Annotated in this window: 26 protein-coding genes; 17 read left to right on the plus strand and 9 right to left on the minus strand. The window is 61.4% G+C overall.

Annotation, left to right across the window (positions count from 1 at the left end):
• Positions 1-11 precede the first annotated feature (11 nt).
• From FEU76_RS09165 to FEU76_RS09190, 6 genes are read right to left on the minus strand one after another with little or no spacing between them, the layout of a single operon-like run.
• A complete protein-coding gene (locus FEU76_RS09165; protein WP_039180287.1) occupies positions 12-791 on the minus strand; it encodes an ABC transporter permease in 780 nt (259 codons plus the stop codon).
• 10 nt (positions 792-801) lie between these two features.
• Positions 802-1,659: an ABC transporter ATP-binding protein gene (locus tag FEU76_RS09170; protein WP_144982364.1), complete on the minus strand. Its 858-nt coding sequence runs from the start codon at positions 1,657-1,659 to the stop codon at positions 802-804.
• Positions 1,653-3,104, minus strand: a complete 1,452-nt coding sequence (gene allB, locus FEU76_RS09175) for an allantoinase AllB (RefSeq protein ID WP_144982367.1) — start codon at positions 3,102-3,104, stop codon at positions 1,653-1,655. The genes FEU76_RS09170 and allB overlap by 7 nt, the downstream gene beginning before the upstream one ends.
• 14 nt (positions 3,105-3,118) lie before the next feature.
• Positions 3,119-3,913 (minus strand): SDR family NAD(P)-dependent oxidoreductase, encoded by a 795-nt coding sequence (locus tag FEU76_RS09180; RefSeq protein WP_144982370.1) that lies wholly within the window; start codon positions 3,911-3,913, stop codon positions 3,119-3,121.
• A 10-nt stretch (positions 3,914-3,923) separates the two neighbouring features.
• The gene (locus tag FEU76_RS09185; protein WP_260851385.1) at positions 3,924-5,003 is read right to left on the minus strand and encodes an ABC transporter substrate-binding protein; all 1,080 of its coding nucleotides are present in this window, start codon (positions 5,001-5,003) and stop codon (positions 3,924-3,926) included.
• Between the two features lie 35 nt (positions 5,004-5,038).
• Positions 5,039-5,791 carry a cysteine hydrolase family protein gene (locus FEU76_RS09190; protein WP_260851386.1) on the minus strand — a complete coding sequence of 251 codons (753 nt, stop codon included), beginning with the start codon at positions 5,789-5,791 and terminating at the stop codon, positions 5,039-5,041.
• Positions 5,792-5,894: 103 nt separating this feature from the next.
• On the opposite strand from FEU76_RS09190, the gene FEU76_RS09195 reads away from it, so the two are divergent.
• On the plus strand, positions 5,895-6,803 hold the full coding sequence (locus tag FEU76_RS09195) for a LysR family transcriptional regulator (protein WP_039180298.1): 909 nt from the start codon (positions 5,895-5,897) through the stop codon (positions 6,801-6,803).
• A gap of 10 nt (positions 6,804-6,813) precedes the next feature.
• Here the strand turns inward: FEU76_RS09195 and FEU76_RS09200 are convergent, their stop codons facing one another.
• Complete coding sequence (locus FEU76_RS09200; protein ID WP_144982373.1) at positions 6,814-7,398, minus strand: LOG family protein; 585 nt, start codon at positions 7,396-7,398, stop codon at positions 6,814-6,816.
• 128 nt (positions 7,399-7,526) lie between these two features.
• A complete protein-coding gene (locus FEU76_RS09205; protein WP_039180303.1) occupies positions 7,527-8,321 on the minus strand; it encodes an inositol monophosphatase family protein in 795 nt (264 codons plus the stop codon).
• A 141-nt stretch (positions 8,322-8,462) separates the two neighbouring features.
• Here FEU76_RS09205 and trmJ point away from each other — a divergent pair, with 141 nt between their 5' ends.
• From trmJ to FEU76_RS09280, 15 genes are all read left to right on the plus strand, one after another.
• Positions 8,463-9,218 carry a tRNA (cytosine(32)/uridine(32)-2'-O)-methyltransferase TrmJ gene (gene trmJ, locus FEU76_RS09210; RefSeq protein WP_144982376.1) on the plus strand — a complete coding sequence of 252 codons (756 nt, stop codon included), beginning with the start codon at positions 8,463-8,465 and terminating at the stop codon, positions 9,216-9,218.
• A gap of 119 nt (positions 9,219-9,337) precedes the next feature.
• Positions 9,338-10,201, plus strand: coding sequence for a serine O-acetyltransferase (gene cysE, locus FEU76_RS09215; protein ID WP_039180308.1), 864 nt, complete (start codon positions 9,338-9,340; stop codon positions 10,199-10,201).
• Positions 10,202-10,277: 76 nt separating this feature from the next.
• Positions 10,278-10,745: a Fe-S cluster assembly transcriptional regulator IscR gene (gene iscR, locus FEU76_RS09220; RefSeq protein ID WP_039180312.1), complete on the plus strand. Its 468-nt coding sequence runs from the start codon at positions 10,278-10,280 to the stop codon at positions 10,743-10,745.
• 31 nt (positions 10,746-10,776) lie between these two features.
• Entirely contained in the window at positions 10,777-11,967 is a 1,191-nt protein-coding gene (locus FEU76_RS09225) for an aminotransferase class V-fold PLP-dependent enzyme (RefSeq protein ID WP_039180314.1), read from the plus strand.
• A gap of 28 nt (positions 11,968-11,995) precedes the next feature.
• Positions 11,996-12,322, plus strand: a complete 327-nt coding sequence (locus FEU76_RS09230) for a HesB/IscA family protein (protein WP_016914918.1) — start codon at positions 11,996-11,998, stop codon at positions 12,320-12,322.
• A gap of 168 nt (positions 12,323-12,490) precedes the next feature.
• Positions 12,491-12,916, plus strand: a complete 426-nt coding sequence (gene ndk, locus FEU76_RS09235) for a nucleoside-diphosphate kinase (protein ID WP_039180317.1) — start codon at positions 12,491-12,493, stop codon at positions 12,914-12,916.
• Between the two features lie 81 nt (positions 12,917-12,997).
• On the plus strand, positions 12,998-14,176 hold the full coding sequence (gene rlmN / locus FEU76_RS09240; RefSeq protein WP_039180320.1) for a 23S rRNA (adenine(2503)-C(2))-methyltransferase RlmN: 1,179 nt from the start codon (positions 12,998-13,000) through the stop codon (positions 14,174-14,176).
• Between the two features lie 101 nt (positions 14,177-14,277).
• Positions 14,278-15,009, plus strand: a complete 732-nt coding sequence (gene pilW, locus FEU76_RS09245) for a type IV pilus biogenesis/stability protein PilW (protein ID WP_144982379.1) — start codon at positions 14,278-14,280, stop codon at positions 15,007-15,009.
• A 40-nt stretch (positions 15,010-15,049) separates the two neighbouring features.
• Positions 15,050-15,997, plus strand: coding sequence for a RodZ domain-containing protein (locus FEU76_RS09250; protein WP_039180325.1), 948 nt, complete (start codon positions 15,050-15,052; stop codon positions 15,995-15,997).
• Between the two features lie 8 nt (positions 15,998-16,005).
• On the plus strand, positions 16,006-17,121 hold the full coding sequence (ispG, locus tag FEU76_RS09255; protein ID WP_039180327.1) for a flavodoxin-dependent (E)-4-hydroxy-3-methylbut-2-enyl-diphosphate synthase: 1,116 nt from the start codon (positions 16,006-16,008) through the stop codon (positions 17,119-17,121).
• Between the two features lie 68 nt (positions 17,122-17,189).
• The gene (gene hisS / locus FEU76_RS09260; RefSeq protein WP_144982382.1) at positions 17,190-18,506 is read left to right on the plus strand and encodes a histidine--tRNA ligase; all 1,317 of its coding nucleotides are present in this window, start codon (positions 17,190-17,192) and stop codon (positions 18,504-18,506) included.
• A gap of 83 nt (positions 18,507-18,589) precedes the next feature.
• On the plus strand, positions 18,590-19,249 hold the full coding sequence (locus tag FEU76_RS09265; protein WP_039180334.1) for a YfgM family protein: 660 nt from the start codon (positions 18,590-18,592) through the stop codon (positions 19,247-19,249).
• Positions 19,249-20,430, plus strand: a complete 1,182-nt coding sequence (bamB, locus tag FEU76_RS09270) for an outer membrane protein assembly factor BamB (protein ID WP_039180337.1) — start codon at positions 19,249-19,251, stop codon at positions 20,428-20,430. The genes FEU76_RS09265 and bamB overlap by 1 nt, the downstream gene beginning before the upstream one ends.
• Positions 20,427-21,830, plus strand: a complete 1,404-nt coding sequence (gene der, locus FEU76_RS09275) for a ribosome biogenesis GTPase Der (protein WP_039180340.1) — start codon at positions 20,427-20,429, stop codon at positions 21,828-21,830. Before bamB ends, der begins: the two co-directional genes overlap by 4 nt.
• Before the next feature lie 190 nt (positions 21,831-22,020).
• A complete protein-coding gene (locus FEU76_RS09280; RefSeq protein ID WP_039180342.1) occupies positions 22,021-22,635 on the plus strand; it encodes a hypothetical protein in 615 nt (204 codons plus the stop codon).
• Here FEU76_RS09280 and FEU76_RS09285 read toward each other — a convergent pair.
• Positions 22,626-23,513, minus strand: a complete 888-nt coding sequence (locus FEU76_RS09285; RefSeq protein WP_039180345.1) for an ATP-binding protein — start codon at positions 23,511-23,513, stop codon at positions 22,626-22,628. The genes FEU76_RS09280 and FEU76_RS09285 overlap by 10 nt on opposite strands.
• A 97-nt stretch (positions 23,514-23,610) precedes the next feature.
• On the opposite strand from FEU76_RS09285, the gene FEU76_RS09290 reads away from it, so the two are divergent.
• The gene (locus FEU76_RS09290; RefSeq protein WP_039180348.1) at positions 23,611-24,414 is read left to right on the plus strand and encodes a M48 family metallopeptidase; all 804 of its coding nucleotides are present in this window, start codon (positions 23,611-23,613) and stop codon (positions 24,412-24,414) included.
• Positions 24,415-24,440: the final 26 nt, after the last annotated feature.

Below are 24,440 nucleotides of genomic sequence, written 5' to 3' on the forward strand. Positions count from 1 at the left end.
CCTTGAAACGTTCAAGCCGCAGGCAGCTCTGATTTACGCATGGCCCAGCCCGTTACCTTGCGCTCGATCAGAGAGAACACCAGATACAGGGTGACGCCGAGCATGGCGAGCAGGAAGAGCCCCGAAAACACGAGGGGGACATCGAAGCTGGAGGTGGCAATCATCATGACGTTGCCAATGCCTCGGTTCGAGGCAATGGTTTCTGCCAATACCGTGCCGACGAAGGCCAGTGTGATCGCCACTTTCAGAGAGGCAAAAAAGTAGGGCATGGCGCGTGGGATGCCCACGTTCCAGAGAATTTCGCGCTTCTTGGCCCCCAGGGATTTGAGCACGTCTTCCAGCTCGGGCTCCGTGGTCGCCAGCCCCGTTGCCACATTCACTACCACGGGGAAAATACAGATGATGAAAGAGGTCAGCACGGCGGGTACGGTGCCACTGCCAAACCAGAGCACGAAGATCGGCACCACCGCCACCTTGGGAATCGATGAAAAGCCGACCAGCAGGGGGTAAGCCGTATCGTAGGCCACCTTCGAAGAGCCGACGATGGCCCCCAGCACCAGGCCTGCCGTCACTCCCATGACAAAACCGGTGAGCGTCGTGCTCAATGTCTGCATGACATGGGGTAGCAACTGCGGAAAGCGTGCAATCAAGGTTTCCATGACCTGACTGGGCCGTGGCAGCACGATTTCCGGCACGCCAAACACCAGACAAATGACCTCCCAGGCGACGAAGAAGCCCAGAATCAACAGCGCTGCCGCAAGTTTCTGGCGTAGTTTATCGACGAGTTCCATGGGACTTCTCCTAGGCGGCATCTGGCCGAGTATGGGTGATCAACTCGCGCAGTTGCTGCGTGAGCTGGACGAAGTCCTGCTCGTAGGTCATGGGAATGGTGCGTGGCCTGGGCAGGTGGACTTTCTGATCATCGATGATCTTGCCGGGGCGCGGGCTCATGACGCAGATACGCGTCCCCAGGTAAGCTGCCTCGCGCAGGTCGTGGGTGACCAGCAGTACCGTGGGTTTGCTCTCCAGCCACAGGTTCTGCAGGATTCCCCACAGTTCTTCACGGGTGAACTGGTCCAGCGCGCCGAAAGGTTCATCCAGCAGCAGCAGTTCCGGGTCATGAATCAAGGCCCGACACAGTGACGCCCGTTGCAGCATGCCACCGGAGAGTTGCCAGGGCTGTTTGTCGCCAAACCCCTTCAGGCCGACTTTTTCCAGCAATGCCTCGGCCCGATCGCGAAACTCCCCTTTCCGCGCCTGACGATAGCGTGAACGAAACGGCGGTACGATTTTCAAGGGCAACATGACATTGTCACGCACACTCAGCCAAGGCAGCATGGTCGGGTTTTGAAAGGCCATGCCCACGCCAACCCGCTTGGCGCCGACTTCACGCCCTCCGACATGCACATGCCCCGATGACGGTGCCAGCAAGTCACTGACCAGCTTGAGGATGGTCGACTTGCCGCATCCGGATGGCCCCACCAGGGCCACGAACTCCCCTTGCTCTACCTTCAGGTGCGTTGGTGCAAGTGCCTGGGTCATCTTCTTTCCGCGACCATAGATGACCTCCGCTCCCTCCAGCTTGATGGCTTCCCTGCCCGCCTCGCTCGGCGGCTCTGCAGTCACGGTCGTCTGGTTGCCTACGGACATGGTTAACATGATGCTAGCTCCCCTTGTTGGACGTTCGCCTTGGCCATTTCGGCGGCCAGCGTCTTGTCACTATTCACGAGCGTTGGGAGAGTCATTTGCTGCACCCTCTTCACGGACATGCCGGTGCCTTTGGCGGCGGTTTGCAGGGCACGGTCTCGCATGACAAAGCGCCCACGCACCAGGGTATGCACCGGCATTCCCGTCACGGCCCAGCCATGAAATGGCGTGGCCCGCGCGCGATGGGAATGCAGCGTTTGCTGATCGATGACGTCACGGCGCTCGAGATCGACGATGGCAATATCGGCATCCGCCCCCACCATGAGTGCGCCTTTCCGTGGATACAGCCCCCAGGCCTTGGCGGGGGCAACGGCACTGATGCGCACGTAATCCTGCAGGGTGATACGCCCTTCGCTGACAGCGGTCAGCATCAAGGGCATTTGCGTTTCGACGCCTGGAAAACCGCAGTCTGCCTCCCAAATCACCTCCTTGTACTGCTCTTCTGGCGTATGGGGCGCATGGTCCGTGGCAATCATGTCGACCGTGCCATCACGCAACGCTTCCCAGAGTGCTTCGCTATCCTTGGCCTCGCGAATGGGCGGATTCACGCGCATCAGACTGCCTAGCGACGCGTAGTCATGAGTGTCCATCATCAAATAGTGGGGGCAGGTTTCACTGGTGATATCGACGCCACGCTGTTTTGCCTCCCGCATGGGCCTTAGCTCGGCTGCCGAGGAAACGTGCAGAACGTGAATACGAGCTCCCGTCCATTCGGCCAGAATGGCGGCGCGTGAGACGGCCTCCACCGCGACCACATCCGGGCGCGCTGCCACGTGCGCCAGCGCGTCATTGCGGCCCGCCTTGCGCAAGCGCTCGTAACGCCACGCCATGATGGAGGCGGTCTCGGCGTGCAGGGAGGTGCGCAGGCCATAGGGGGCCACCCGTTCGAAGGCTTCCAGCATCGCCCCGGTGGAAGGCGACGGAAGATTGCCGAAGGTGTTCCCCATGAAGCATTTGAAGCCAATCACGCCGCTCTCAGCCAAGGCTTCCAGCTGATCGACGTTGTCTTCGGCCATCAGCCCATAAATACCGAAGTCGACATAGGCCTGCTGTTTCGCCAACGCCAGCTTGTCTTCGAAGGCATCGGGAGTTGCCGTGGGCGGGTGAGTATTGGGCATATCGAAGACGGTGGTGACACCGCCCATGGCCGCTGCCGCCGTGCCGCTCTCCCAGGTTTCCTTGTGGGTGTAGCCTGGCTCTCGAAAGTGCACATGGACGTCAATCGCCCCCGGCAACAGGTGCAAGCCCTTGGCGTCCAATACGTCTTTGGCGGGTGGCATGCTGGCCTCGTCGCCCACGGCAATGATTTTGCCATCGCGGATGGCAATCGCCGCAGGCTGGGTGGCTTCATGGCTGACGACCTGACCATTGATAATCACGAGATCTGCGTGTGTCATGAGAGGATTCCTTGTCAAAGTGCGGCCCAGCCGCCATCTACGGGCAAGTCGGCGCCGGTGATTTGTCGTGAACGGTCGCTCGCCATGAACAGGCAAGCATCGGCAATGTCCTGGGCGGTGGAAATGCGCTGCAGTGCATAGTCGGCGGCATGTTTCTGGGCCGCTTCCTCTTCGCTGATGCCCAGCTTTGCCGCCATGTCGGGGCACACTTTGCTGCGAAAGCGCTCACCATCGACCATGCCCGGCGCCACGATATTGATGTTGATGTTGTAAGGGCCGGCTTCGAGCGCCATGCTTTTGGTGATCCCCCGCAGGCCCCACTTGGAAGCGGAGTAGGCCATTCGACCTGCCTTGCCACGCATGCCGAAGGTGCCACCCACATTGACGATCTTGCCGCTACGCCGAGCCATCATGCCCGGCAGCACCGCGCGCATGGTGTTGAAGCAGCCTGCCATGTTGAGACGCACGATCTCCTCGAACTCCTCGAACGTCGTTTCCGTGCCCGATTTGCCCACTGGCCCCGAACCGCCAGCCACGTTGACCAGCACATCCGGCACATCGCCAAACGCCTCCTGAATATGCGCTATTGCCCGCTCGCACTGGTCGGAGTGCGTGATGTCACATGCCACCAGCACGACGTCCGCTCCCTGCTCACGCAGCGCTTGCTCCAGCGAGGCTACGGCCTGGGTATCCCTGGCCAACAAGGCCAGCTTTGCCCCCTCTTCGGCGAAGGCTCGGGTAATGGCTTCTCCCATCCCCTTTACCGGCCCCGTAATCGCAACGATCTTGTTACTCAGATTCAAGTCCATGACGCGGTCCTCATTCGTAAAGGGAGTAAATGCGTTCTTCTTCAGGAGGCAGGAAATCCGTGCGGAACACCTCCTCCAGAGCAGGGGCATGCGCTAGCCCATAGGCCGACACCACGATGTCGATGGCCTCTTGCATACGCGTTTCATCGATATTGCCCAGGCCGATCTCGGGCAGCTCAGGGTGATTCATTTCATCTTCGATGGTGGCCGCCAAGCGAGCGGTCTCGACCTGCCGATTGATCAATGGCTCCTGCGCCATGACGGCTTCCATGCCCGCTTCCGGGTCCGCCAGTACGTCGGCAACACCACGGTTGATGGCACGCACCAGCCCGCGCACTGCCTCGGGGTTCTCATCGGCCAGCCGACGCGACACGATGATCGCATTGGAGTAGAGGTCCATACCGTGGTCGCCGTAGCGGATGAAGCGCAAACGCTCGTCAGGATCGATACCTGCCAACATGGCGTTGAAGCGCACCGTGTTGACGAAGCCAAAGGCTGCATCGACCTGCCCACGATTGAGCATTTGCTCACGCAGACGCGGCTCGATGTTCATGATTTCGACACTGTCTGCATCGATGCCTGCCAGCGCGGCAAAAGCCGGAAACAGTCGCAGGGCGCCGTCATTGGCGGGTCCGGCAATGGTTCTGCCTTCGAGGTCAGCAGGTTCATGAATATCGCTGTCTGAAGTCACGGCAATGGTGAAAGGCGGTTGGGTGTAGAGCATGTACACCCCCACAGGCGAATCATCCGGATGGTTGGCGGCGTAGTTGATCAAGGCATTGATATCGCCAAACCCGACATCGTAGGCGCCGGAGGCCACGCTACCCACGGCGGCACCCGACCCAGACCCCTGATCGATGCGCAGGTCTAGCCCCTCCTCGGCAAAGTAACCGCGCTCCTGGGCAAGAAAGAACCAGGCCTGAGGCCCTTGATACGACCAGTTCAATACCATTCGTAGAGACGTCTCCGCAGAAGCCGGGGCGATCCACAGGGAAACCAGCAGTACCAGGATGGCCCGGCGCCAGGTCTGGATAGCCAACGACATCGTTGTTAAGTGCTTGGTCGATAAGTGCTTGGTCGATAAGTGCATGGAAGTACCTCCAGTTGAACAGCGAGATGAGCGAGTTACTGCTCGTCCAGCGAGCAGCCCCGCGCAGTGAACCCGTAAAGCTGTCTGATCAACGTCAATGCTGCCTGTCGCGATACGTCAGGCGACGGTGTAGCCACCGCCTCTTCCATGAGCACAACGTTGTAGCCAAGAAACGAGGCATCCTGGAGCGTCGCCATCACACAACGCTCGGTATTGATGCCTGCCAGTAGCAGCGTGGTGATATCCAATCGCCGCAGGATGGCGTCCAGTTCGGTATGCCAAAAACCACTGAAACGGCTCTTGTGCACCACGATGTCTTCGTGGAGGGGAGCCAATTCATCGATAGCAGCCGCGCCCCACTCGTCACGCACCAAAATGGAGTGGCCTGATGCAGAGCGCTCCCCATAGCCCTGGCGCTGGCCAAACTGACGACCGAACATCAGTTGGCCAGTGCTCAGCTCCATGGTGTCGGCGCGCACTCCCCAGTGCAGGTGTATGACCGGCACGTTGCGCTGCCGCGCGCTCGCCATCAGCGCTGCCAAGCCGGGGATGATCTCTCTTGCATAAGCAATATCGATGCCGCTGCTGGCGAACCAGCCCTGCGGATGGCAGAAGTCGTTTTGCATATCCACTACCACCAGCGCGCTTCTGGCCAGATCGAGGGTGACCGCGCAAGGGGAAGCCATCAGCGTCAAGCGTTGCGGTTCGGGTGTCTCTCTGACCAGAGAAACCACCGATGGCTGGGCATGAGTCATCACGGTGTGGGAAGCATCTGGGTAGCTGGACATGACAGTCTCCTTGGTGACTGCTCCAGACTGCGCCGCTTTTGTGGTGATATCTATTGCTAAAAAATTCGGATAGTGTTCTAAAAAACTCAACACAGGAGAAGGCATGAAGCACTTACGCCTGTTCGAATACATCGATGCCGTGGTCAGGGCGGGGTCGATACGGCGCGCTTCGGAAGCGCTCTACATCACGCCCTCTGCGCTGGATCGCCGCATCCAGCAAATCGAAGAAGAGCTGGGCACCCAGATATTCGAGCGCCACTCCAAGGGCATGCGGCTGACCGCAGCAGGTGAGATCTTTCTGGATTACGTGCGCCGCCACATGGCGGACCTGGATAGGGTGCGCTCAGAAATCGAGGGGCTAAAGGGGTTGCGCAAGGGCCATGTCTCGGTCGTCGCCAGCCAGGCCTTGGCGCTCAAGTTTCTGCCTGAGCAGATCCGCCTGTTTCGCGAGCGACATCCGGGGGTCTCTTTTTCGATTCGCATTGCAGATCGAGGCGAAGCCCTGAAAGCGCTGATGTCGTTTGAAGCGGAGCTGGCCGTGGTAGTGTTCCCCAAGATGAGCTCTGAGGTCTTGCAGCTCATCATGGTGGCCCAGCCCGTCGTGGCGCTGATGTCGGCACAGCACCCGTTGGCCGAGCAGCCCAAGGTTCGACTGAGCGAGTGCCTGAATTACCCTCTGGTACTGCCCGACGCTTCGCTGGGGGTCAGGGAGCTGCTGAGCCCGATACTGGTACGCCGTACCCATCAGGCCCAGATCAGCGCCGAGACCAACTCCTTCGAACTGATGCGGGGGCTACTGCAAGATCACCGAAGTGTCGGCTTTCAAATCGCTATCGGCACACCCGACATGGCCCAGGAAAATACCATCATCTCGCGTCCGATCGATGAACGTGACGTGCCCACGGCCCCACTGATTTGTGCCCAGCTCCGAGGCCGCACGCTGTCGGTCGCCGCCGCTCGTTTTGCCGACCAGCTCACTCAATGTCTGGATCAGATGGAGGCCAGCGTATAGCACGTTGGCATCATGCAGACGGCAGCCATTTGGGCACCGTGGTGGGCTGATAGTCGTGCAGTCCCTGCAACAGCTTTTGCGGGTCGCTTTCAAGCACGATAGAGCCTCGGTGCTCTGGAGGTAGAAAGCGCTCTGCGATCATATGATCGATAAAGGCCATGAAGGGGTCGAAAAAGCCGTTGATATTGTACAAACCAAGCGGTTTCTGTATTTCGCCCAGTTGATTCAACGTCCACACTTCCATGAACTCTTCCAGGGTGCCAATCCCACCCGGCAAGGCAATGAAGGCATCCGATAGATCCGCCATCCGGCCTTTGCGCTCACGCATGGTGGCCACCACTTCATGCGTCTGGAGCCCTTGGTGCAGGTGCCCCTTGGCATGCAAGCGTTCGGTGATCACGCCATGGGCCTGCCCCTGAGCTGCCAACAGCGCATCCGCCAGTGCGCCCATCAGCCCCTTGTGGGTGCCGCCGTATACCAGTTTGATACCGCCGTGGGCAAAATGAGTACCCAGTCGTGCAGCGCCCTTGGCATAGTCGGGCGACCCTCCGGCATTGGATCCACAAAAAACGGCTATCGCCGATAGTTCACGCATCGTTTTACCTCCCTATGGCTCGAGGCACTCATCAGAGCGCTGACGCGACAACAAATCAAGCGCACAACGAAAAACGCCCTGCCGGGATTCCGGCAGGGCGTTATCGAGAACAGGTGACACAAGGCTTATCAGAAATGCGGCGCCAGCTGTTTGATCAGTGCTTTATAAAGGCGCGGGCCAGCGGCCATCAGTTGGCCTTCTGCGGTGACGGTGGGCTGGCCGTTGGGCGTGCCCATCAGCGCGCCGGCTTCTTTCAGCAGCAGCGTACCGACCTGCATGTCCTGCTCTTCCAGGCCTAGAACGAACACGCTGTCGACGCGGCCAGCGGCCAGTTCGCAAATGTCCAGCAGGCCAGAGCCCGTGGCGACCAGGGTTTCCACCTGGGGGGCCAGTTGCTGCGTCACGGTCAGGTAGGCAGGCAGATGGCTGGGGCGCAGCCAGGCTTCCGGCAGGCTCATGGCCATGCGGGTACCGGGAATGGCCGTGGGCTTGCTCACGCGCATACGCTTGTCGTTGTGCTGGGCGCCACGGCCACGGCTGGCGATGTATTCGTCATCGCCAAAGGGAGAGACCACCACCGCGTGTTCGGGGCGACCTTTGATCAGACACACCACTGAGAGTGCAAAGCCCTTGCCTGCCACGGCCAGGTTGGAATAGCCATGCAGGGGTTCGATCTTCCAAACGATCTCTTCGCCTTCACCCTCACCCGCTTGATGGGGGGTGTAGCGGCCGGAGAAGCCATGCTGCGGATAGCCGCGCTGCAGTTGCTGAACGATGGTGGCTTCGGCCTTGCGGGCCGTGTCTTCCAGCAGGCGGTCGAGATTGAATTCTTCGTGGGCGTTTTCGATACGCTCACGGACACGCAGAAAATGTTCAACCGCGCTACGCGCAGCGCGCAGCGTAAATTGGACCATTGGATTCATGATCGGGCCTTGTCACAGTGATGTTAAAGAACGGGGGCAGGCGCAGGACACCTTGATGGCGGGCAATTCTACCAGAGGCCCCTCGGGCATGCCATCGACTCGTGCTAAACTGCGCTTTTTACGTCGTGAACCGGGCTTATCATGCTTGACCGCATTCGAATCGTTCTTATTGGCACCAGCCATCCTGGCAATATTGGCGGCGTGGCACGCGCCATGCACAACATGGGCCTGGCGGATCTGGCGCTCGTCGCCCCCCGCTGCGACGTGCTCACTCAGGAGAGCATCTCACGGGCGTCAGGGGCCGACCACCTGCTCCATCAGGCGGCCATTCATGCCACGCTGGAAGATGCCGTGGCCGACTGCACCCTGGCCGTGGGTGCCAGTGCCCGCTCACGTACGCTGCCTTGGCCGATGATCTCTCCCCGAGAGCTGGCCGAACGCCTGCCAGCCGAGTGCCGCCCTGCCAATGCGCGCATCGCGCTGGTGTTTGGGCGCGAGGACAGCGGCTTGACCAATGCCGAGCTGCAGCGCTGCCATGCCCACGTACACATTCCCACGAATGCGGATTTCAGCTCGCTGAACCTGGCGGCAGCGGTACAGGTACTCGCCTACGAGTGTCGCATGGCCTGGCTGACGCAAGCCGACGCGCCCCCCGCTCAAGAGGATGACGAAGAGGCCGCGCTGGCGTCCCACGAAGAGCTGGAGCGGTACTTCGAGCACCTGGAGCGCACGCTGATCGCCATCGAGTTTCATGACCCCGCACAGCCGCGCCAGTTGATGGCACGCCTGCGCCGCCTGTACCTGCGAGCTCGCCCCGAGAAAATGGAAATGAACATCCTGCGCGGTATCCTGTCGGCCACGGAGAAGGCAGCCCAACAGCACACGACACCTCGTTGATACGCGCCACGGTCAGCCCGATGGCCTAAACTTGAAGTTATCCGGTGGTGCCCCCACATTTGGGGGCCGACCCCAGCATAGCCTGCCCTGCTGCCGCTTTTACGCCCAAGGACACTCCCATGTTTCAACGCCTGCGCGAAGACATCAACAGCGTATTCGACCGCGACCCAGCGGCACGCAACTTTCTCGAGGTCTTGACCAACTACCCGGGCCTGCATGCTCTGCTGCTGCACCGCTGTGGCCACTGGTTATGGAAGAAGAACTTCAAGTGGCTGGCGCGCACGGTATCTACCTTCTCCCGCTGGATGACCGGTATCGAGATTCACCCCGGCGCCACCATTGGTCGGCGCTTCTTCATCGATCACGGCATGGGCGTGGTGATCGGTGAGACCGCCCAGGTCGGCGACAACGTGACGCTCTACCAAGGGGTCACGCTAGGCGGCACCAGCTGGAATAAAGGCAAGCGTCACCCCACGTTGGAAGATGGCGTGATCGTCGGGGCAGGTGCCAAAATTCTGGGCCCGTTCACGGTTGGAGCCGGTGCCAAGATTGGCTCCAACGCCGTGGTGACCAAAGAGGTGCCCGCGGGCGCAACGGTGGTCGGCATTCCTGGCAAGATCGTCAAGCGCGCCGAGCCTGATGTAGAGGAAGCGCTGGATATCGACCCGGCTCGCCGCGAAGCCATCTGCCAGAAATTCGGTTTCGATGCCTACGGCGTCAGCCAGGACATGCCCGATCCGGTTGCACGCTCCATGCAGGCCATGCTGGACCATATGCACGCCGTGGACGAGCGTATCGAACGCATGTGCTCTACCCTGCGCAAGCTGGATGCCAGCTACCGTGACGGCCAACTGCCCGAACTCAGGGATGAGGACTTCGCCGACATTCTCGACGAAGGCGAATCGGGCTGCGCTGGGTCAGGCAAACACCGCAGTGACAAGGTCAGCGCTGCCGAAACCTCCGACACGCGCCCCAATAGTTGACCAAAGCACTCAGGATTTCCATAATGGCGCTACACTTGCCGCCAGTGCGCTGAGGTTCAGCGACGAGGTACCTGTTATGCGCTTGACTACCAAAGGCCGATACGCCGTTACCGCCATGCTGGACCTGGCGATCAATACGCCTCAAGGCCCTACCAGCCTTGGCGATATATCCCAGCGCCAGGAGATCTCGCTCTCGTATCTGGAGCAGCTGTTTGCGCGGCTGCGGCGTAGCGGGCTGGTCACCAGCGTGCGTGGCCCTGGCGGTGGCTATCTACTGGCCAAGCCTGCCGCCGAGATCAGCGTGTCCCAGGTCATCGATGCGGTCAATGAAACCGTCGATGCCACCCGCTGCCAGGGGCTTTCCGACTGCCAGCAGGGCGACACCTGCCTGACCCATCACTTGTGGTGCGAACTTTCGGGGCAAATACGCCACTTTCTGGATGACGTGACGCTGGCGCAGCTGATGCAACGCCCGGACGTCATTCGTATTGCCGCTCGACAGAAGCAGCGCGCCGACGCCGGGATTCTTGCCTCTTCCCCCTGACGCCATTCACTGCCCGTTGGAACTCAAACTCATGACAGCCACGCCCTCACTGCCCATTTACCTCGACTATGCCGCCACTACGCCGGTAGATGAGCGCGTGGCCGAGGTGATGACGCGCTACCTGACCGTCGACCAGCTGTTTGCCAATCCGGCATCGCGCAGCCACATGCTGGGCTGGCAGGCAGAGCAGGTGGTGGAGCAGGCACGGCGCCAGGTGGCCGACCTGATTCATGCCGACCCTCGCGAGATCGTGTGGACCAGCGGTGCTACCGAAGCCAACAATCTGGCGTTGATCGGCTTCATGCGCGCCAACCGTCAGCGCGGCATGCACCTGGTCACTTCGTCCATCGAACACAAGGCCGTGGTGGATACCGCCAAGGCGCTGGAAAGCGAAGGCTTCGAGGTCACCTGGCTCAAGCCCCAGCGGGACGGGCGCATCACCCCCGAACAGCTGCGCGAGGCCATGCGGGATGACACCGCCCTGGTGTCGCTGATGGCAGTGAACAACGAGCTGGGCAGCATCAACGACATCGCGGCGCTGGCGGCCGTGGCCCACGACTTTGGCGCGTCCTTCCATACCGATGCCGCTCAGGCGGTAGGACGCATCCCGCTGGACGTGGTCGAACAGCACATCGACTTGATGTCGCTGTCTGCCCATAAAGCCTATGGCCCCAAAGGGGTGGGCGCTCTGTACGTGAAACGCCATCCGGACATGCGTGTCGAAGCGCTGATTCACGGCGGCGGGCACGAGCGCGGCATGCGTTCCGGCACGCTGCCCACCCACCAGATTGCGGGCATGGGGGAAGCCTTTGCCGTCATGCAGCAGCAGCAAGCTCAGGATCAGGCGCATATTGCCGCCCTTCGCGAGCAACTGCTGAATGGCCTGAGCACGCTGGAGGGCGTCATTCCCAACTCGCCCCAGCAGCATGGGGTGCCCAATATTCTCAATCTCGCGTTCGAGGGTGTCGATGGTGAAGCGCTGCTGATGGCCCTGCGCGACGTTGCCGTGTCTACAGGCTCTGCCTGCAACTCGGCCAGCGTCGACCCCTCTTACGTCCTGCTGGGCATCGGAACGCCCCGTCGGCTGGCGCTCTCTTCACTGCGCTTGAGCTTTGGACGGTTTACCCAGCCAGCCGATATCGACCACGCACTGACACTACTGCACCACGCCGTCAGCGGCCTGCGTGCTTCGGCGCGCCAGGCCACTGCGCCTGGCCGCTGACCGACCGACTTTTCAAGGAGAGTGCTCCATGGCAACGCTTAACATTTCCCCCGCCGCCGCCGAGCAGATCCACCGCGTCCTCGAAGAGCGCGGCAAGGGGCTTGGCCTTCGGGTATCCGTCAAACCCAGCGGCTGCTCTGGCTACAGCTATGTGCTCGATTTTGCCGACGAGGCTCAGCCGGATGACGTGCACTTCGAGTCCCACGGGGCCAGCGTCTACGTGGCCACCGATGCCGTCGAGATGCTGGACGGCAGCGAAGTGGACTACGTCAGCGAAGGGCTCAATCGCTTCTTCCGCTTCAACAATCCCAACGTCAAGGATCAGTGCGGCTGCGGTGAAAGCTTTACCGTTTAAGCGCTCTTTGACGTCACTCATCGGTATTCATCCCCTGCGTGAGACGCTATAATCGCGGCCACTCGGCCTGCGGCATAGCGTCCAGACAAGGCCGGACACATTTTCCTGTGCCGCCCTGGCTTTCCGGGGCGGCAATTTCTGCTTTATCCCTTTCTAGGAGATCTCTGCATGGCGACTGAACGTACTCTTTCCATCATCAAGCCCGATGCCGTAGCCAAGAATGCCATCGGCGACATCATCGCACGCTTCGAAAAGGCTGGCCTGCAAGTGGTCGCGGCCAAGATGCTGCACCTCTCCGAAGAGAAAGCCGGTGGTTTCTACGCCGAGCACAAAGAGCGCCCCTTCTTCAAGGATCTGGTCGGTTTCATGACCTCTGGCCCGGTCGTCGTTCAAGTGCTGGAAGGTGAAGGCGCCATCGCCAAGAACCGTGAGCTGATGGGTGCTACCAACCCTAAAGAAGCCGCTCCGGGCACCATCCGCGCCGACTTCGCGGAAACAATCGACGCCAACGCTGTCCATGGTTCCGACTCTGCCGAAAGCGCTGCACGCGAAATTAGCTACTTCTTCGGTAACGACGAAATCTGCCCGCGCTAAACCAGCGCTGCCGTTTCAACATTCGTTGCCGGCCATTTTTGCGGGGGCCTGGCCCCCGCCTCTTTCTGAACGCTGACCGCCATGACCACCACTGTCGCTCCATCATCACCGTCTTCTCTATCCATCGCTGACCACGCCACGCAGGCGGAGCCCGCACGCCAGAACCTGCTGGGGCTCTCTCGTGAGCAAATGGAAGCTTTCTTTTCATCCATTGGTGAGAAGAAATTCCGTGCCACCCAGGTCATGAAGTGGATCCACCAGGAGGGCGTCGATGACTTTGCCGTGATGACCAACCTGTCCAAACCGCTGCGCGACAAGCTCGCTCAGGTGGCCGAGATTCGCGGCCCAGGCGTCGTGTATGAAGGCACGTCCAGCGACGGCACGCGCAAGTGGGTGCTCGAAGTGGAAGATGGCAGCTATGTCGAGACGGTTCTGATCCCGGCAGAGAACGGTAAGCGACGCACCCTGTGCGTGTCGTCACAGGTCGGCTGCTCGCTGGATTGCAGCTTCTGCTCCACGGGCAAACAGGGCTTCCAGCGCAACCTCACGGCCGCTGAAATCATTGGTCAGGTCTGGGTAGCGCAACGCAGCGTTGGCCCTCGGCGGGATACCGCCAACCGTCCGGTGACCAACGTGGTCATGATGGGCATGGGCGAGCCGCTGTTGAATTTCGACAACGTCGTGCCTGCCATGAAGCTGATGCTCGACGACAACGGCTATGGCCTCTCCAAGCGCCGCGTCACCCTCTCCACGTCGGGCGTGGTGCCGATGATGGATAAACTGGGCGATGAGATGGACGTCAGCCTGGCGATTTCGCTGCACGCCTCCACCGATGAGCTGCGTAACGAACTCGTCCCGATCAACCGCAAGTACAACATTCGTGCCTTGCTGGATGCCTGTCACCGCTACCTGGCCAAATGCCCGGACAATCGTCAGGTGACCATCGAGTACACCTTGATCAAAGGCGTGAATGACCAGCAGGAACACGCCGAACAGCTGGCGGCGCTTCTCAAGGAGCTGCCCTGCAAGATCAACCTGATTCCCTTTAACCCGTTCCCCAATTCGGGTTATGAAAAGCCCTCGCGCAACCAGGTCATGCGTTTTCAGCAATGGCTTTATGACCTGGAGTACAACGCCACCGTCCGCACCACCCGAGGGGATGACATCGATGCCGCCTGCGGCCAACTGGTCGGACGCGTAAAAGACCGCACCAAGCGCAGTGCGCGCTATATTCAATCGGTTCAACTGGATGCAGACTAAGGCCGCTGTCTTGACTTCCACACAACACAGCGCTTTGATGGTCACGTTTTTTTATTAACGTCATCAGTGCGAGCAAGGCCGCACTGTTCAAGAGGACATACATGATCGGTCATCGCAGGTGCTTCTCCTTTTTCAGAGTGCCCATGCTGTCCGTCCTTGCTGGCAGCCTGCTGCTGGCGGGGTGTGCGACCTCGACGCCCACGTTCAACGAGAGCAACCCGGATGCCGCCGATGCCTATGCCCAATTGGGGGTGGCCTACCTGGAGCGGGATAACCTGCCCCGCGCCCTGAGCGCGCTGGACCGAGCACTGGAGCTGGATGCTCGCCACCCAGAGGCACTTCAGGCGATTGCGCTGGTCTATCAGCAGCAGGGAGAGCGCGATCTCGCCAATCGCTATTTCCAGCAGGCGCTGAGCGCCTCGCCCTCGTTTACGCGGGCACGCAACAACTATGCTGCCTTTTTGTATCAGCAGGGGCGCTACCCAGAGGCCTGCGAGCAGTTGGAAGCCGCCTCTGAGGATGCCCAATATGCCAATCGTGCCCAGCTATTCACCAACCTGGGTCAGTGCTATTTGGCGATTGACGAATTCGACAGGGCGCGCGACCGTTTGCAGCGCGCCCAGAGTATCGACCCGCGCAACACTCGCGGGTATTTAATGTTAGCCGAACTGGAAGTTTCGCAGGGACGATACGATCAGGCCTGGGAGCCGCTGCAAAGCTACCTGCAGTTGGCTGGCCCCGACCCGGCAGCGTTGGAAATGGCGATAGATATCGCCCTCGCCCGCGGCGACAGCGCGGCGGCCGCCGAATACCAACGCCTGCTGAACCCTTGATCAGTGCCCTGACCACCTATTTTTTGAAGGATGCTCAGCCATGAGCGAGACACAGTTACACGATAGCGTTACCTCCACCAGCACCGCTGGCGAACTGCTCTCCCGTCAACGTGAAGCGCTGGGCGTGCCGATTGTTGATGCTGCCCGTGCGCTGAATCTGCGCACCGCCGTGGTCGAAGGCCTGGAAAAGGACAACTACGAAGAAATTCCTGTCACCGCTTATCGCCGTGGCTACCTGCGTGCCTATGCAAAATACCTGGGCCTGGATGACAAGCTGGTGCTGGATGCCTATCAAGCGCGCCACGGCAGCAGCGAAACCGAGCGAAAGATCGCGCCCGTTGCCGTCACTCGCCCCCCATCAAAGGTGGGCGCCTGGTTATTCAAGCTGGTCACCCTGCTGGTGATCGTGGGCCTGATCGGCGTCACAGTTGCCTGGTGGCAAAGCCGTGGCGGCAGCGAGCCCCCAAGCATGGGCACGTCTTCCACGTTGGAAGAGGATGCCGCCGACAGTGCGACGCCGCCACCCGCCGAGCCGATGGTCGAGCCCGATCCCGTGGTGATCCCGCCCATGATCGACGAGCCTCAAGTCAGCATGGAGGACGAAGACGCCAGCACTGACGCCGATGCCAGCACTGAACCCGCCAGCGACGTGGCCGATGCCAGCGCCGAGCCGGTGACCGATGTCGCCGAGGCACAGGCGCCGGAAGCGCCCGCGGAAGATGCCGCGCCGGAACCCGTCGCCAACCCCAATCTGCTGGAACTGACCTTCAACGAGCAGTCCTGGACCGAGATCTTCGATGCCAACAACCAACGCGTCTTCGTTGGCCTGCAAACGCCCGGCACCACCGCCAGCGTCGAGGGTACGCCGCCCTTCCGCCTGACCATCGGTAATGCCACCGGTGTCGAGCTGCGCTATCAAGGCGATACCGTCAACCTGGCGCAACGCGCCGGTGCCAACAATGTTGCCCGCTTTACTCTAGGAGAGTGACCCGTCCTATGCACGCCCCTTCTCCGATCAAACGTCGCCCCTCGCGCCAGATACACGTTGGTAACGTCGCCGTGGGCGGCGATGCCCCGATTGCCGTTCAAAGCATGACCAACACCAACACCCTGGACGTAGACGCCACCGTGGGTCAGATCCAGCAGTTGGAAAAAGCCGGTGCAGACATCGTCCGTGTGTCGGTCCCCGACATGGATGCTGCCGAAGCCTTCGGCAAGATCAAACAGCGGGTCGATGTGCCGCTGGTGGCCGACATCCACTTCGATTACAAGATTGCCCTGCGGGTCGCCGAGTTGGGCGTGGATTGCCTGCGTATCAACCCGGGCAATATTGGCCGGGAAGATCGCGTCCGCGCGGTGGTCAGTGCGGCCAGAGAGCACGGCATTCCGATTCGCATTGGCGTCAATGCCGGTTCGCTGGAAAAGGACCTGCAAAAGAAATATGGCGAGCCCACGCCTGCCGCGCTGGTCGAGTCGGCCATGCGTCACATCGACTACCTGGATCGGCTCGACTTCCAGGAGTTCAAGGTCAGCGTCAAAGCCTCGGACGTGTTCATGGCCGTGGCCGCCTACCGTGACCTGGCCACCCGCATCGAACAGCCGCTGCACCTGGGCATTACCGAAGCAGGTGGCCTGCGCTCGGGTACGGTCAAGTCATCGATTGGCCTCGGCATGCTGTTGATGGATGGTATCGGCGATACCATTCGCGTCTCGCTGGCCGCCGACCCGGTGGAAGAGATCAAGGTCGGCTTCGACATGCTCAAGAGCCTGAGACTGCGCGCCAAAGGCATCAACTTCATCGCCTGCCCCAGCTGTTCACGGCAGAACTTCGATGTCATCAGCACCATGAACCAGCTGGAAGAGCGCCTGGAAGACATCATGACCCCGCTGGATGTCTCGGTGATTGGCTGCGTGGTCAACGGCCCTGGCGAAGCCAAGGAGACCGATATCGGTCTGACCGGTGGTTCACCCGCCAACCTGGTCTACATCGACGGCAAACCTGCCAGCAAACTGCGTAACGACCATCTGGTGGATGACCTGGAAAAGCTGATCCGCGACAAGGTACGCCAGAAAGAGCAGCAGCAAGAGAACATGATTGCACGCAGCGTTTGACACCTGCGTTGCCTGCAACAGGCGGCACGCCTTGCGCCTCGCGCTGCCGCCCAGACAAGGAGTTTTCATTGAGCAAGTCCGCCGCTAAAAAGATTCAAGCCATCCGTGGAATGAACGACCTATTGCCCAGCGACAGCCCTCGCTGGCAATTTTTTGAGGCCAAGGTACGCCACTTGATGCAGCGCTACGGCTTTGATGAGATCCGTACGCCAATCGTGGAGCAAACCGCCCTGTTTGCCCGTTCCATCGGGGAAGTCACCGATATCGTCGAAAAAGAGATGTACACCTTCGACGACCGCAACGGCGACAGCCTGACCCTGCGCCCGGAAGGCACCGCCAGCTGCGTACGCGCTGCCATGGAGCATGGCCTGCTGCACAACCAGACCCAGCGGATTTGGTATCAGGGTCCGATGTTCCGCCACGAGCGGCCCCAGAAAGGACGCTACCGTCAGTTTCATCAGGTTGGCGTGGAAACCTATGGCTTCGACGGCCCGGACATCGACGCCGAGGTCATTCTGCTCTCTGCCCGCTTATGGCAAGAGCTGGGCCTTCTCGAACATGTCACTCTGGAACTGAACTCCCTGGGCTCCAGCGACGCCCGCGCAGCCTACCGCGACAAGCTGGTGGCGTACTTCGAACAGCACCATGCGCTACTGGATGAAGACTCCAAACGTCGCCTGACCAGCAATCCGCTGCGCATTCTGGATTCCAAGAATCCCGATATGGCCGAGATGCTGAACGGCGCACCGCAGCTGATGGATCACCTGGACGAGACTTCGCGGGAGCACTTCGAGCAGCTCAAGGCCATGCTCGACGCGGCCAACATTCCCTACGTGGTCAACCCGCGCCTGGTGCGGGGCCTGGACTACTACTGCCGTACGGTGTTCGAGTGGACCACCACGGCGCTGGGCAGCCAGGGCACCGTCTGTGCCGGTGGCCGCTACGATGGGCTGGTCGAGCAACTGGGCGGCAAGCCCACACCTGCCGTGGGCTTTGCCATGGGGATCGAGCGGCTGATTCTGCTGCTGGAAACTCTCGACCTGGTACCGGAAGAAGCCTTGGGCGGCTGCGACGTCTACCTGGTGCCGATGGATGACAGCGCCACCGTGGCAGCTCTCACCCTGGCAGAACAGCTGCGCAGCGCACTGCCCGACCTGCGCCTGCATCTGCACTGCGGTGGCGGCAGTTTCAAGAGTCGCATGAAAAAGGCCGACAAGAGCGCCGCGCCCATTGCCATTCTGCTGGGTGAAGACGAGCTGGCTCAGCAAACGGCCACCCTGAAATTCTTGCGCGATGACCGTGAGCAGCAGCAGGTAGCCCAGGCCAGTCTTGCCAGCACGCTGAGCGACCTGCTGGCCGCCACACCAGGCAACGCGACCCACTAAACGCTGCCCACCGAGCGTCTCGGGTGGGCGATGCATACCTGTCAGCCGCTGCGGCGGCTGAGTGATTGAATAGGAGGCCGCCCGTGGCGGATCTGAGAAGCGAAGAAGAACAGCTGGACGTCGTCAAGCGCTGGTGGAAAGAGAACGGTACGTCGCTGATTGCCGGCGCGGTGCTGGCTGCCGCCGGCGTGTTCGGCTGGAATGCCTGGCAGAACTACCAGGAAGGCCAGTCGGAAGCGGCCTCTGCCCGCTACCAGCAGCTGGTGACCATTACAGCCGCCAACTCGCTGGAAGATGACCAGCTCGCGGCAGCGAGGGAACTGATCGGTGAACTGACCGACCAGTATGGCCGCACTCTGTATGCCGAGCTTGCCCAGCTGCTGGAGGCCCGCCTGGCCGTGCAGGAAGGCGATCTGGCCGCGGCCAAAGCAGCCCTCGAAAGCGTCGCCGACGGCTCATCACGCCGCTATGTCCAGAGCCTGGCCTGGCTGCGTCTGGCACGTATCGAAATCGCTGAAGGCAACCCGGAAGCGGCCCTGGCGCTGCTGGACCAGCCGATCACCGACACGCTGGCCGCCCAACAGGCCAACGTACGCGGCGATGCTCACCTGGCGCTTGGCCAGCCCGAGCAGGCTCGCGAAGCATGGCAAGCCGCGCTGGAGATTGCCCAAACGCAGAACCAGCCGCTTTATGGCGTGCAGTTCAAGCTCGACGATATCGGCGCCGAGGAGGCGAATCAGTGATGACCAACAGCCTGTTAAAACCACGTTTTTCCACTTCGCTGATGCGTGCCACGCTGGGCGCCGTTGCGCTGGCCTTGCTGGCGGGTTGCGCCAGCAAGGGTGAGCCTGCCTACACCCCCAAAGAGCTGCGTAGCTTCAATGAAACCTCGTCACTGGATAGCCAGTGGCGGCGCAGCGTTGGCGACGGTTTTGGCCGTGCCCGCTACCCGATTGCACCGGCGCGCGAGGGTAATACCGTGTTTGCCGCCGATGCCAACGGCCTGGTAGCCGCCTTCAATGCCCAGAGCGGTGAGCGTGAGTGGCAAGTCGAGCTGGATACCCCCATCTCCAGTGCACTCAACGCCATTGCCGGCCAAGTTTACCTGGGCACCCGCAACGGCGAAGTGATTGCGCTGAGCCAGCGTGACGGCAGCGTCAGCTGGCGTTCACGCGTGTCCAGCGAAGTGCTGGCCGCTCCCCAGGCCAACCAGCAACTGCTGCTGGTGCAGAGCATCGACGGCCAGATAACGGCCCTCGATCGCGCCAGCGGTGAAGAGCGCTGGGTCTACACCAGCTCTCAGCCTGCGCTGACACTGCGCGGCACCGGCACGCCCATGGTCATCGACCCGGTCACCTTCGTGGGTACGGCCAACGGACGCCTGGCGACGCTGGATAACCGCAGCGGCCAGCCGCTTTGGGAAATGCAGATTGCCACGCCACGTGGCCGTAGCGATGTCGAACGTCTGGTGGACCTCTCTGGTCAACCGGTATTGAGCCCTGATGGTCGCCTGTTCGTCACCAGCTACAATGGCCGTGTGGTGGCGCTGGAAGCTACTCAGGGCGGTACGCTGTGGGAAGCCAACATTTCCAGTCGCCACACTCCCGTTCTGGTCGGCAACCTGCTGCTGGTGGTGAGCGACAATAGCCACGTCATTGCCCTGGATGCCAATAGCGGCCAGGAAGTATGGCGTAATACGGATCTGGAAGATCGCTGGCTGACGCCGCCCGCCTTTGCGGATGGCCGTCTGGTGGTCGGTGATTTCGAAGGTTATGTGCACCTGCTGGATGCCCGTGAAGGCAATCTGGTAGGACGTACCCGCGTCCACAGCTCCGGTATCAGCGTGCGCCCTGTCACTGAAGGCAGCACCATTCATGTCCAGGCCAACAATGGTCGCCTGGAAACCCTGGAAGTCACTCCATGACACCCGTCATAGCGTTAGTGGGTCGACCCAATGTGGGAAAATCGACCCTGTTCAACCGCCTTACCCGCTCGCGCGACGCGCTGGTGGCGGATTTTCCCGGCCTGACCCGCGACCGTAAATACGGTAACGGCATGCTGGGCAACAAAGCCTATACCGTGATCGACACGGGCGGCATCAGCGGCGACGAGGAAGGCATCGACGCCGCCATGGCAGAGCAATCGCTGGCCGCCATCGACGAAGCAGACATCGTGCTGTTTCTGGTGGACGCCCGAGCGGGGCTCAACGTGGCCGACGAGGCCATCGCCAATCACCTGCGTGTCAATCAGAAGAAAACCTGGCTGGTGGTCAACAAGACCGATGGGCTCGAAGAGCACTCTGCCATGGCCGACTTCTGGAAGCTGGGCCTGGGCGACCCGTGGCCTATCGCCGCCGCTCACGGGCGCAACGTGTCACTGCTCATCGATACCGTGCTGGAACCCTTCCCCGAGCGCGACCCGACCATTCCTGCCGACACCGGCACGAAAGGCATTCGTATCGGTGTGATTGGCCGCCCGAACGTGGGCAAGTCCACGCTGGTCAACCGGCTGCTGGGTGAAGACCGCGTTGTAGTGTTCGATGAAGCAGGCACCACTCGCGATGCCATCGAGATCCCCTTCGAGCGTAACGGCCATCCCTATGTGCTGATCGACACGGCCGGGATACGTCGACGCAAGAACGTGCGTGAAATTGCCGAGAAGTTCTCCATCATCAAGACGCTGGACGCCATCAAGGAGAGCCATGTGGCGGTGATGGTGCTGGATGCCCGCAGCGGTCTGGTCGAACAGGATCTGCACCTGCTGGACTACGTCCTGACCACGGGTCGGGCGCTAGTGCTGGCAGTGAACAAGTGGGACGGGCTGGAAAGCGAAGCCAAGGAGAAGATGCGGGCGGACATCAAGCGCCGTCTAGGCTTCGCCGACTACGCCGAGCTGCATTTCATCTCGGCACTGCACGGCACCGCCGTTGGCGACCTCTACCCCTCCATCGAGCGGGCCTTCAAGGCAGCCAATGCCCACTGGTCCACCAACCGCCTGACCACGCTGCTGCAAGATGCGGTCAGCCAGCATCCGCCCCCCATGGTCAACGGTCGGCGGATCAAGCTGCGCATGGCCCACCAGGGCGGCAGCAACCCGCCCATCATCGTGGTCCACGGTAACCAGACCGAATCGCTGCCCGAGGCCTACCGCCGTTACCTGATCAACACCTTCCGCAAGGTGCTGAAGGTACGCGGCACGCCCATGCGCTTCGAGTTCCGTTCAGGCAGCAACCCTTTCGACAAGATGGCAGGTGCCAGCGACAAGGAGAAAGCCAAGAAACGCGAGCTGAACCGCACCAAGGAAGCCCGCAAGAGCCGCCGCTAGGCGCTGCTCGAAAACTGGCCTTGTCTGCATCGCCCGCCTATATGGCGGGCGATGGCTTTTCGGGATTTGCGACCAGCGCGACGCTCGGTGCCAACGAATCCGCTTGACAGCCATGGGCGGTGGCCCTCAAATAGCGGCGCTTTCGAGCATCCGCTACACTGACCTTTTGCCCTTTCTCTGGGGGAAACACATGCACCATGCCCTTCGCCGTGGCCGCAGCCTGATTCTGCTGCTGCTCGCTGCTCTACTGACCGGCTGCCTTGCGCTGCCACAAACCGGCCTGTTTGCCTTCCGGCTGGCCGTTACTTCTCTGGGAGTCGAAGAGGTACGCATCGGGCCATACAGCGTGAATGCCGGCCTGGATACCAGCGACATGACTCGCCTGCTGGCTTCGAGCCTGGGCGCTGGCAGCCTGCCCGTGCAGGCCACCCTGGCCATGGGCCTGGGGCTACCGGCAGGCATGCCTGCCGTTGAAATGTCCGGGTTTCGCTGGACGCTGGACATGCCGGGCGTCGACCCCGTGCAGGGGCAGTATCAACAGGACGTGACCCTCACCCCAGGCGACGACGCCAACCTGCGCCTGCCGGTGGCGTTCGATATTCTGGCCACCGACACCCAGCGCATGACGCCCATGATCGAGCTGGCCAGCCAGTTGGCAAGCCAGGGTGAGCTGCCCCCCGGTAGCGAGCTGGCCATCACCCCTGGGGATCTGCGCGGCCTGGGCATGACGCTGCCGTCAGGCCTGCTGACGCCGACCATCCGCTTGAACGTCGGCGCCGATGGGCAGCTGATTCCTCAGCGCTGATCGGCGCGCTGACGCTCCTCTTGCAGCCGCTTGCGGCCCACGTACTGGGCCGCAAACTGCCACGCCGTTCGGCCGCTGCGCCCACCGCGCAGGGTGGCAAAACGCACGGCTTCCGCCCGCGCGCCATCGTCCCAGTCGTTACCGCTACCCGTGCGGTTGACCCAGTGCTCACAGACCTCCAGGTAGGTTGCCTGGTTGAACGGGTGAAAGCCCAGCCACAGCCCGAAACGGTCTGACAGCGAGATCTTCTCCTCCACGGCGTCACCATGGTGCAGCTCTTCGCCTACCAAGCGGCTTCCCTGATTATCCTCCATCGACTCCGGCAGCAAGTGTCGGCGGTTGGAAGTGGCATACAGCAGCACGTTCTCGGGAGGGCCGGTCAAGGCGCCGTCCAGCACGCTTTTCAGCGCCTTGTAGGCATCATCGTTGCCTTCGAACGACAGGTCATCGCAGTACACCACGAAGCGGTGGGGCTGATGGCGCAACTGCTCGACCAGCCGTGGCAGGCTCGCCAAATCATGGCGGTCGACCTGGATCAGGCGTAACCCTTCACTGGCCAGAGAGTTGAGCAGCGCACGCACCACCGACGACTTGCCGCTGCCGCGAGAGCCCCACAGCAAGGCATGGTTGGCGGGCAGCCCCTGCAGAAAGGCGCGGGTGTTATCGACCAATGCCAGTTTCTGCCTCTCGATGCCCAGCAGGTCGTCCAGCGTCATGCCATCTCGGGGCGGCACCGGCACCAGTTGGCCGCCCAGCGGGTGGCGCTGCCAAATGGCCGCCACATGGGTCTGCCAGTTCACCGGGGTGGGCACTGGCGGCAACCAGTGGTCGATGTGATCGAGTAGCTGCGTCAAGCGCTGGCTTAATTGCGCATCCATGGTGGCCCTCAGAGTAGGTTATGATAAGAGTTGATTTACCGCTGTCAGTGGTTATCTTGTGTGCAAGGATCCCTTCTCGTCTATTAGGAAACCGTCTATGCGCTGGCTTCGACCCTTTGCCGTCACCGCTTTGTGCGCCTCTCTGGCTGCCTGCTCCACGTCCCCCACCGGCCGTTCGCAGCTGTTGCTGCTCTCGGAAGACCAGCTCAATCAGATGGGCCAGCAGGCGTTCGCGCAGTACCAGCGCGACGTGCCTACGGCCAACCAGGCGAGCCATCGCTATGTCCAGTGCATCACCAACGCCATCGTCGACATTCTGCCCGGCGAACAGCGTAATCTGGATTGGCAAATTCGCGTGTTCGAGTCCGAGCAGCCCAACGCCTTCGCCCTCCCCGGGGGCTACATGGGCGTCAATACCGGCATGCTGAACGTGGCCACCAACCAGGATCAGTTGGCATCGGTCGTCGGCCACGAGATCGGCCACGTGCTGGCACGCCATGCCAACGAGCGCGCCTCGACCCAAAGCGCCACTTCGCTTGGCCTGTCGGTCATTTCCAGCGCCTCCGGCATGCAAACCCCGGCGGGCCAGCAGTTGATGGGCGTGCTGGGCATGGGCGCCGAGTACGGCATTTCGCTGCCCTTCTCTCGCCGCCATGAAAGCGAAGCCGACGTCATCGGCCTGCAGCTGATGGCACAGGCAGGCTTCGATCCCCGCGAAAGCGTGACTTTGTGGGAAAACATGCAGGCCGCGTCCAGCGGTGGCGCGCCCCCCGCCTGGATGTCGACGCACCCAAGCCAGGGGCAGCGCATTCAGGGCCTGCAGGCAAACATGGAGCCCGCCATGGCCAGCTTCGAAGAAGCTCGCCAAAGCGGCCGCACGCCCAACTGCCCACGCCCCTGATATACGCTCCTGACATTGAGGTTTAG

The organism is Halomonas sp. C22 (assembly GCF_007655045.1).
GTDB classification, from domain to species: domain Bacteria; phylum Pseudomonadota; class Gammaproteobacteria; order Pseudomonadales; family Halomonadaceae; genus Vreelandella; species Vreelandella hamiltonii.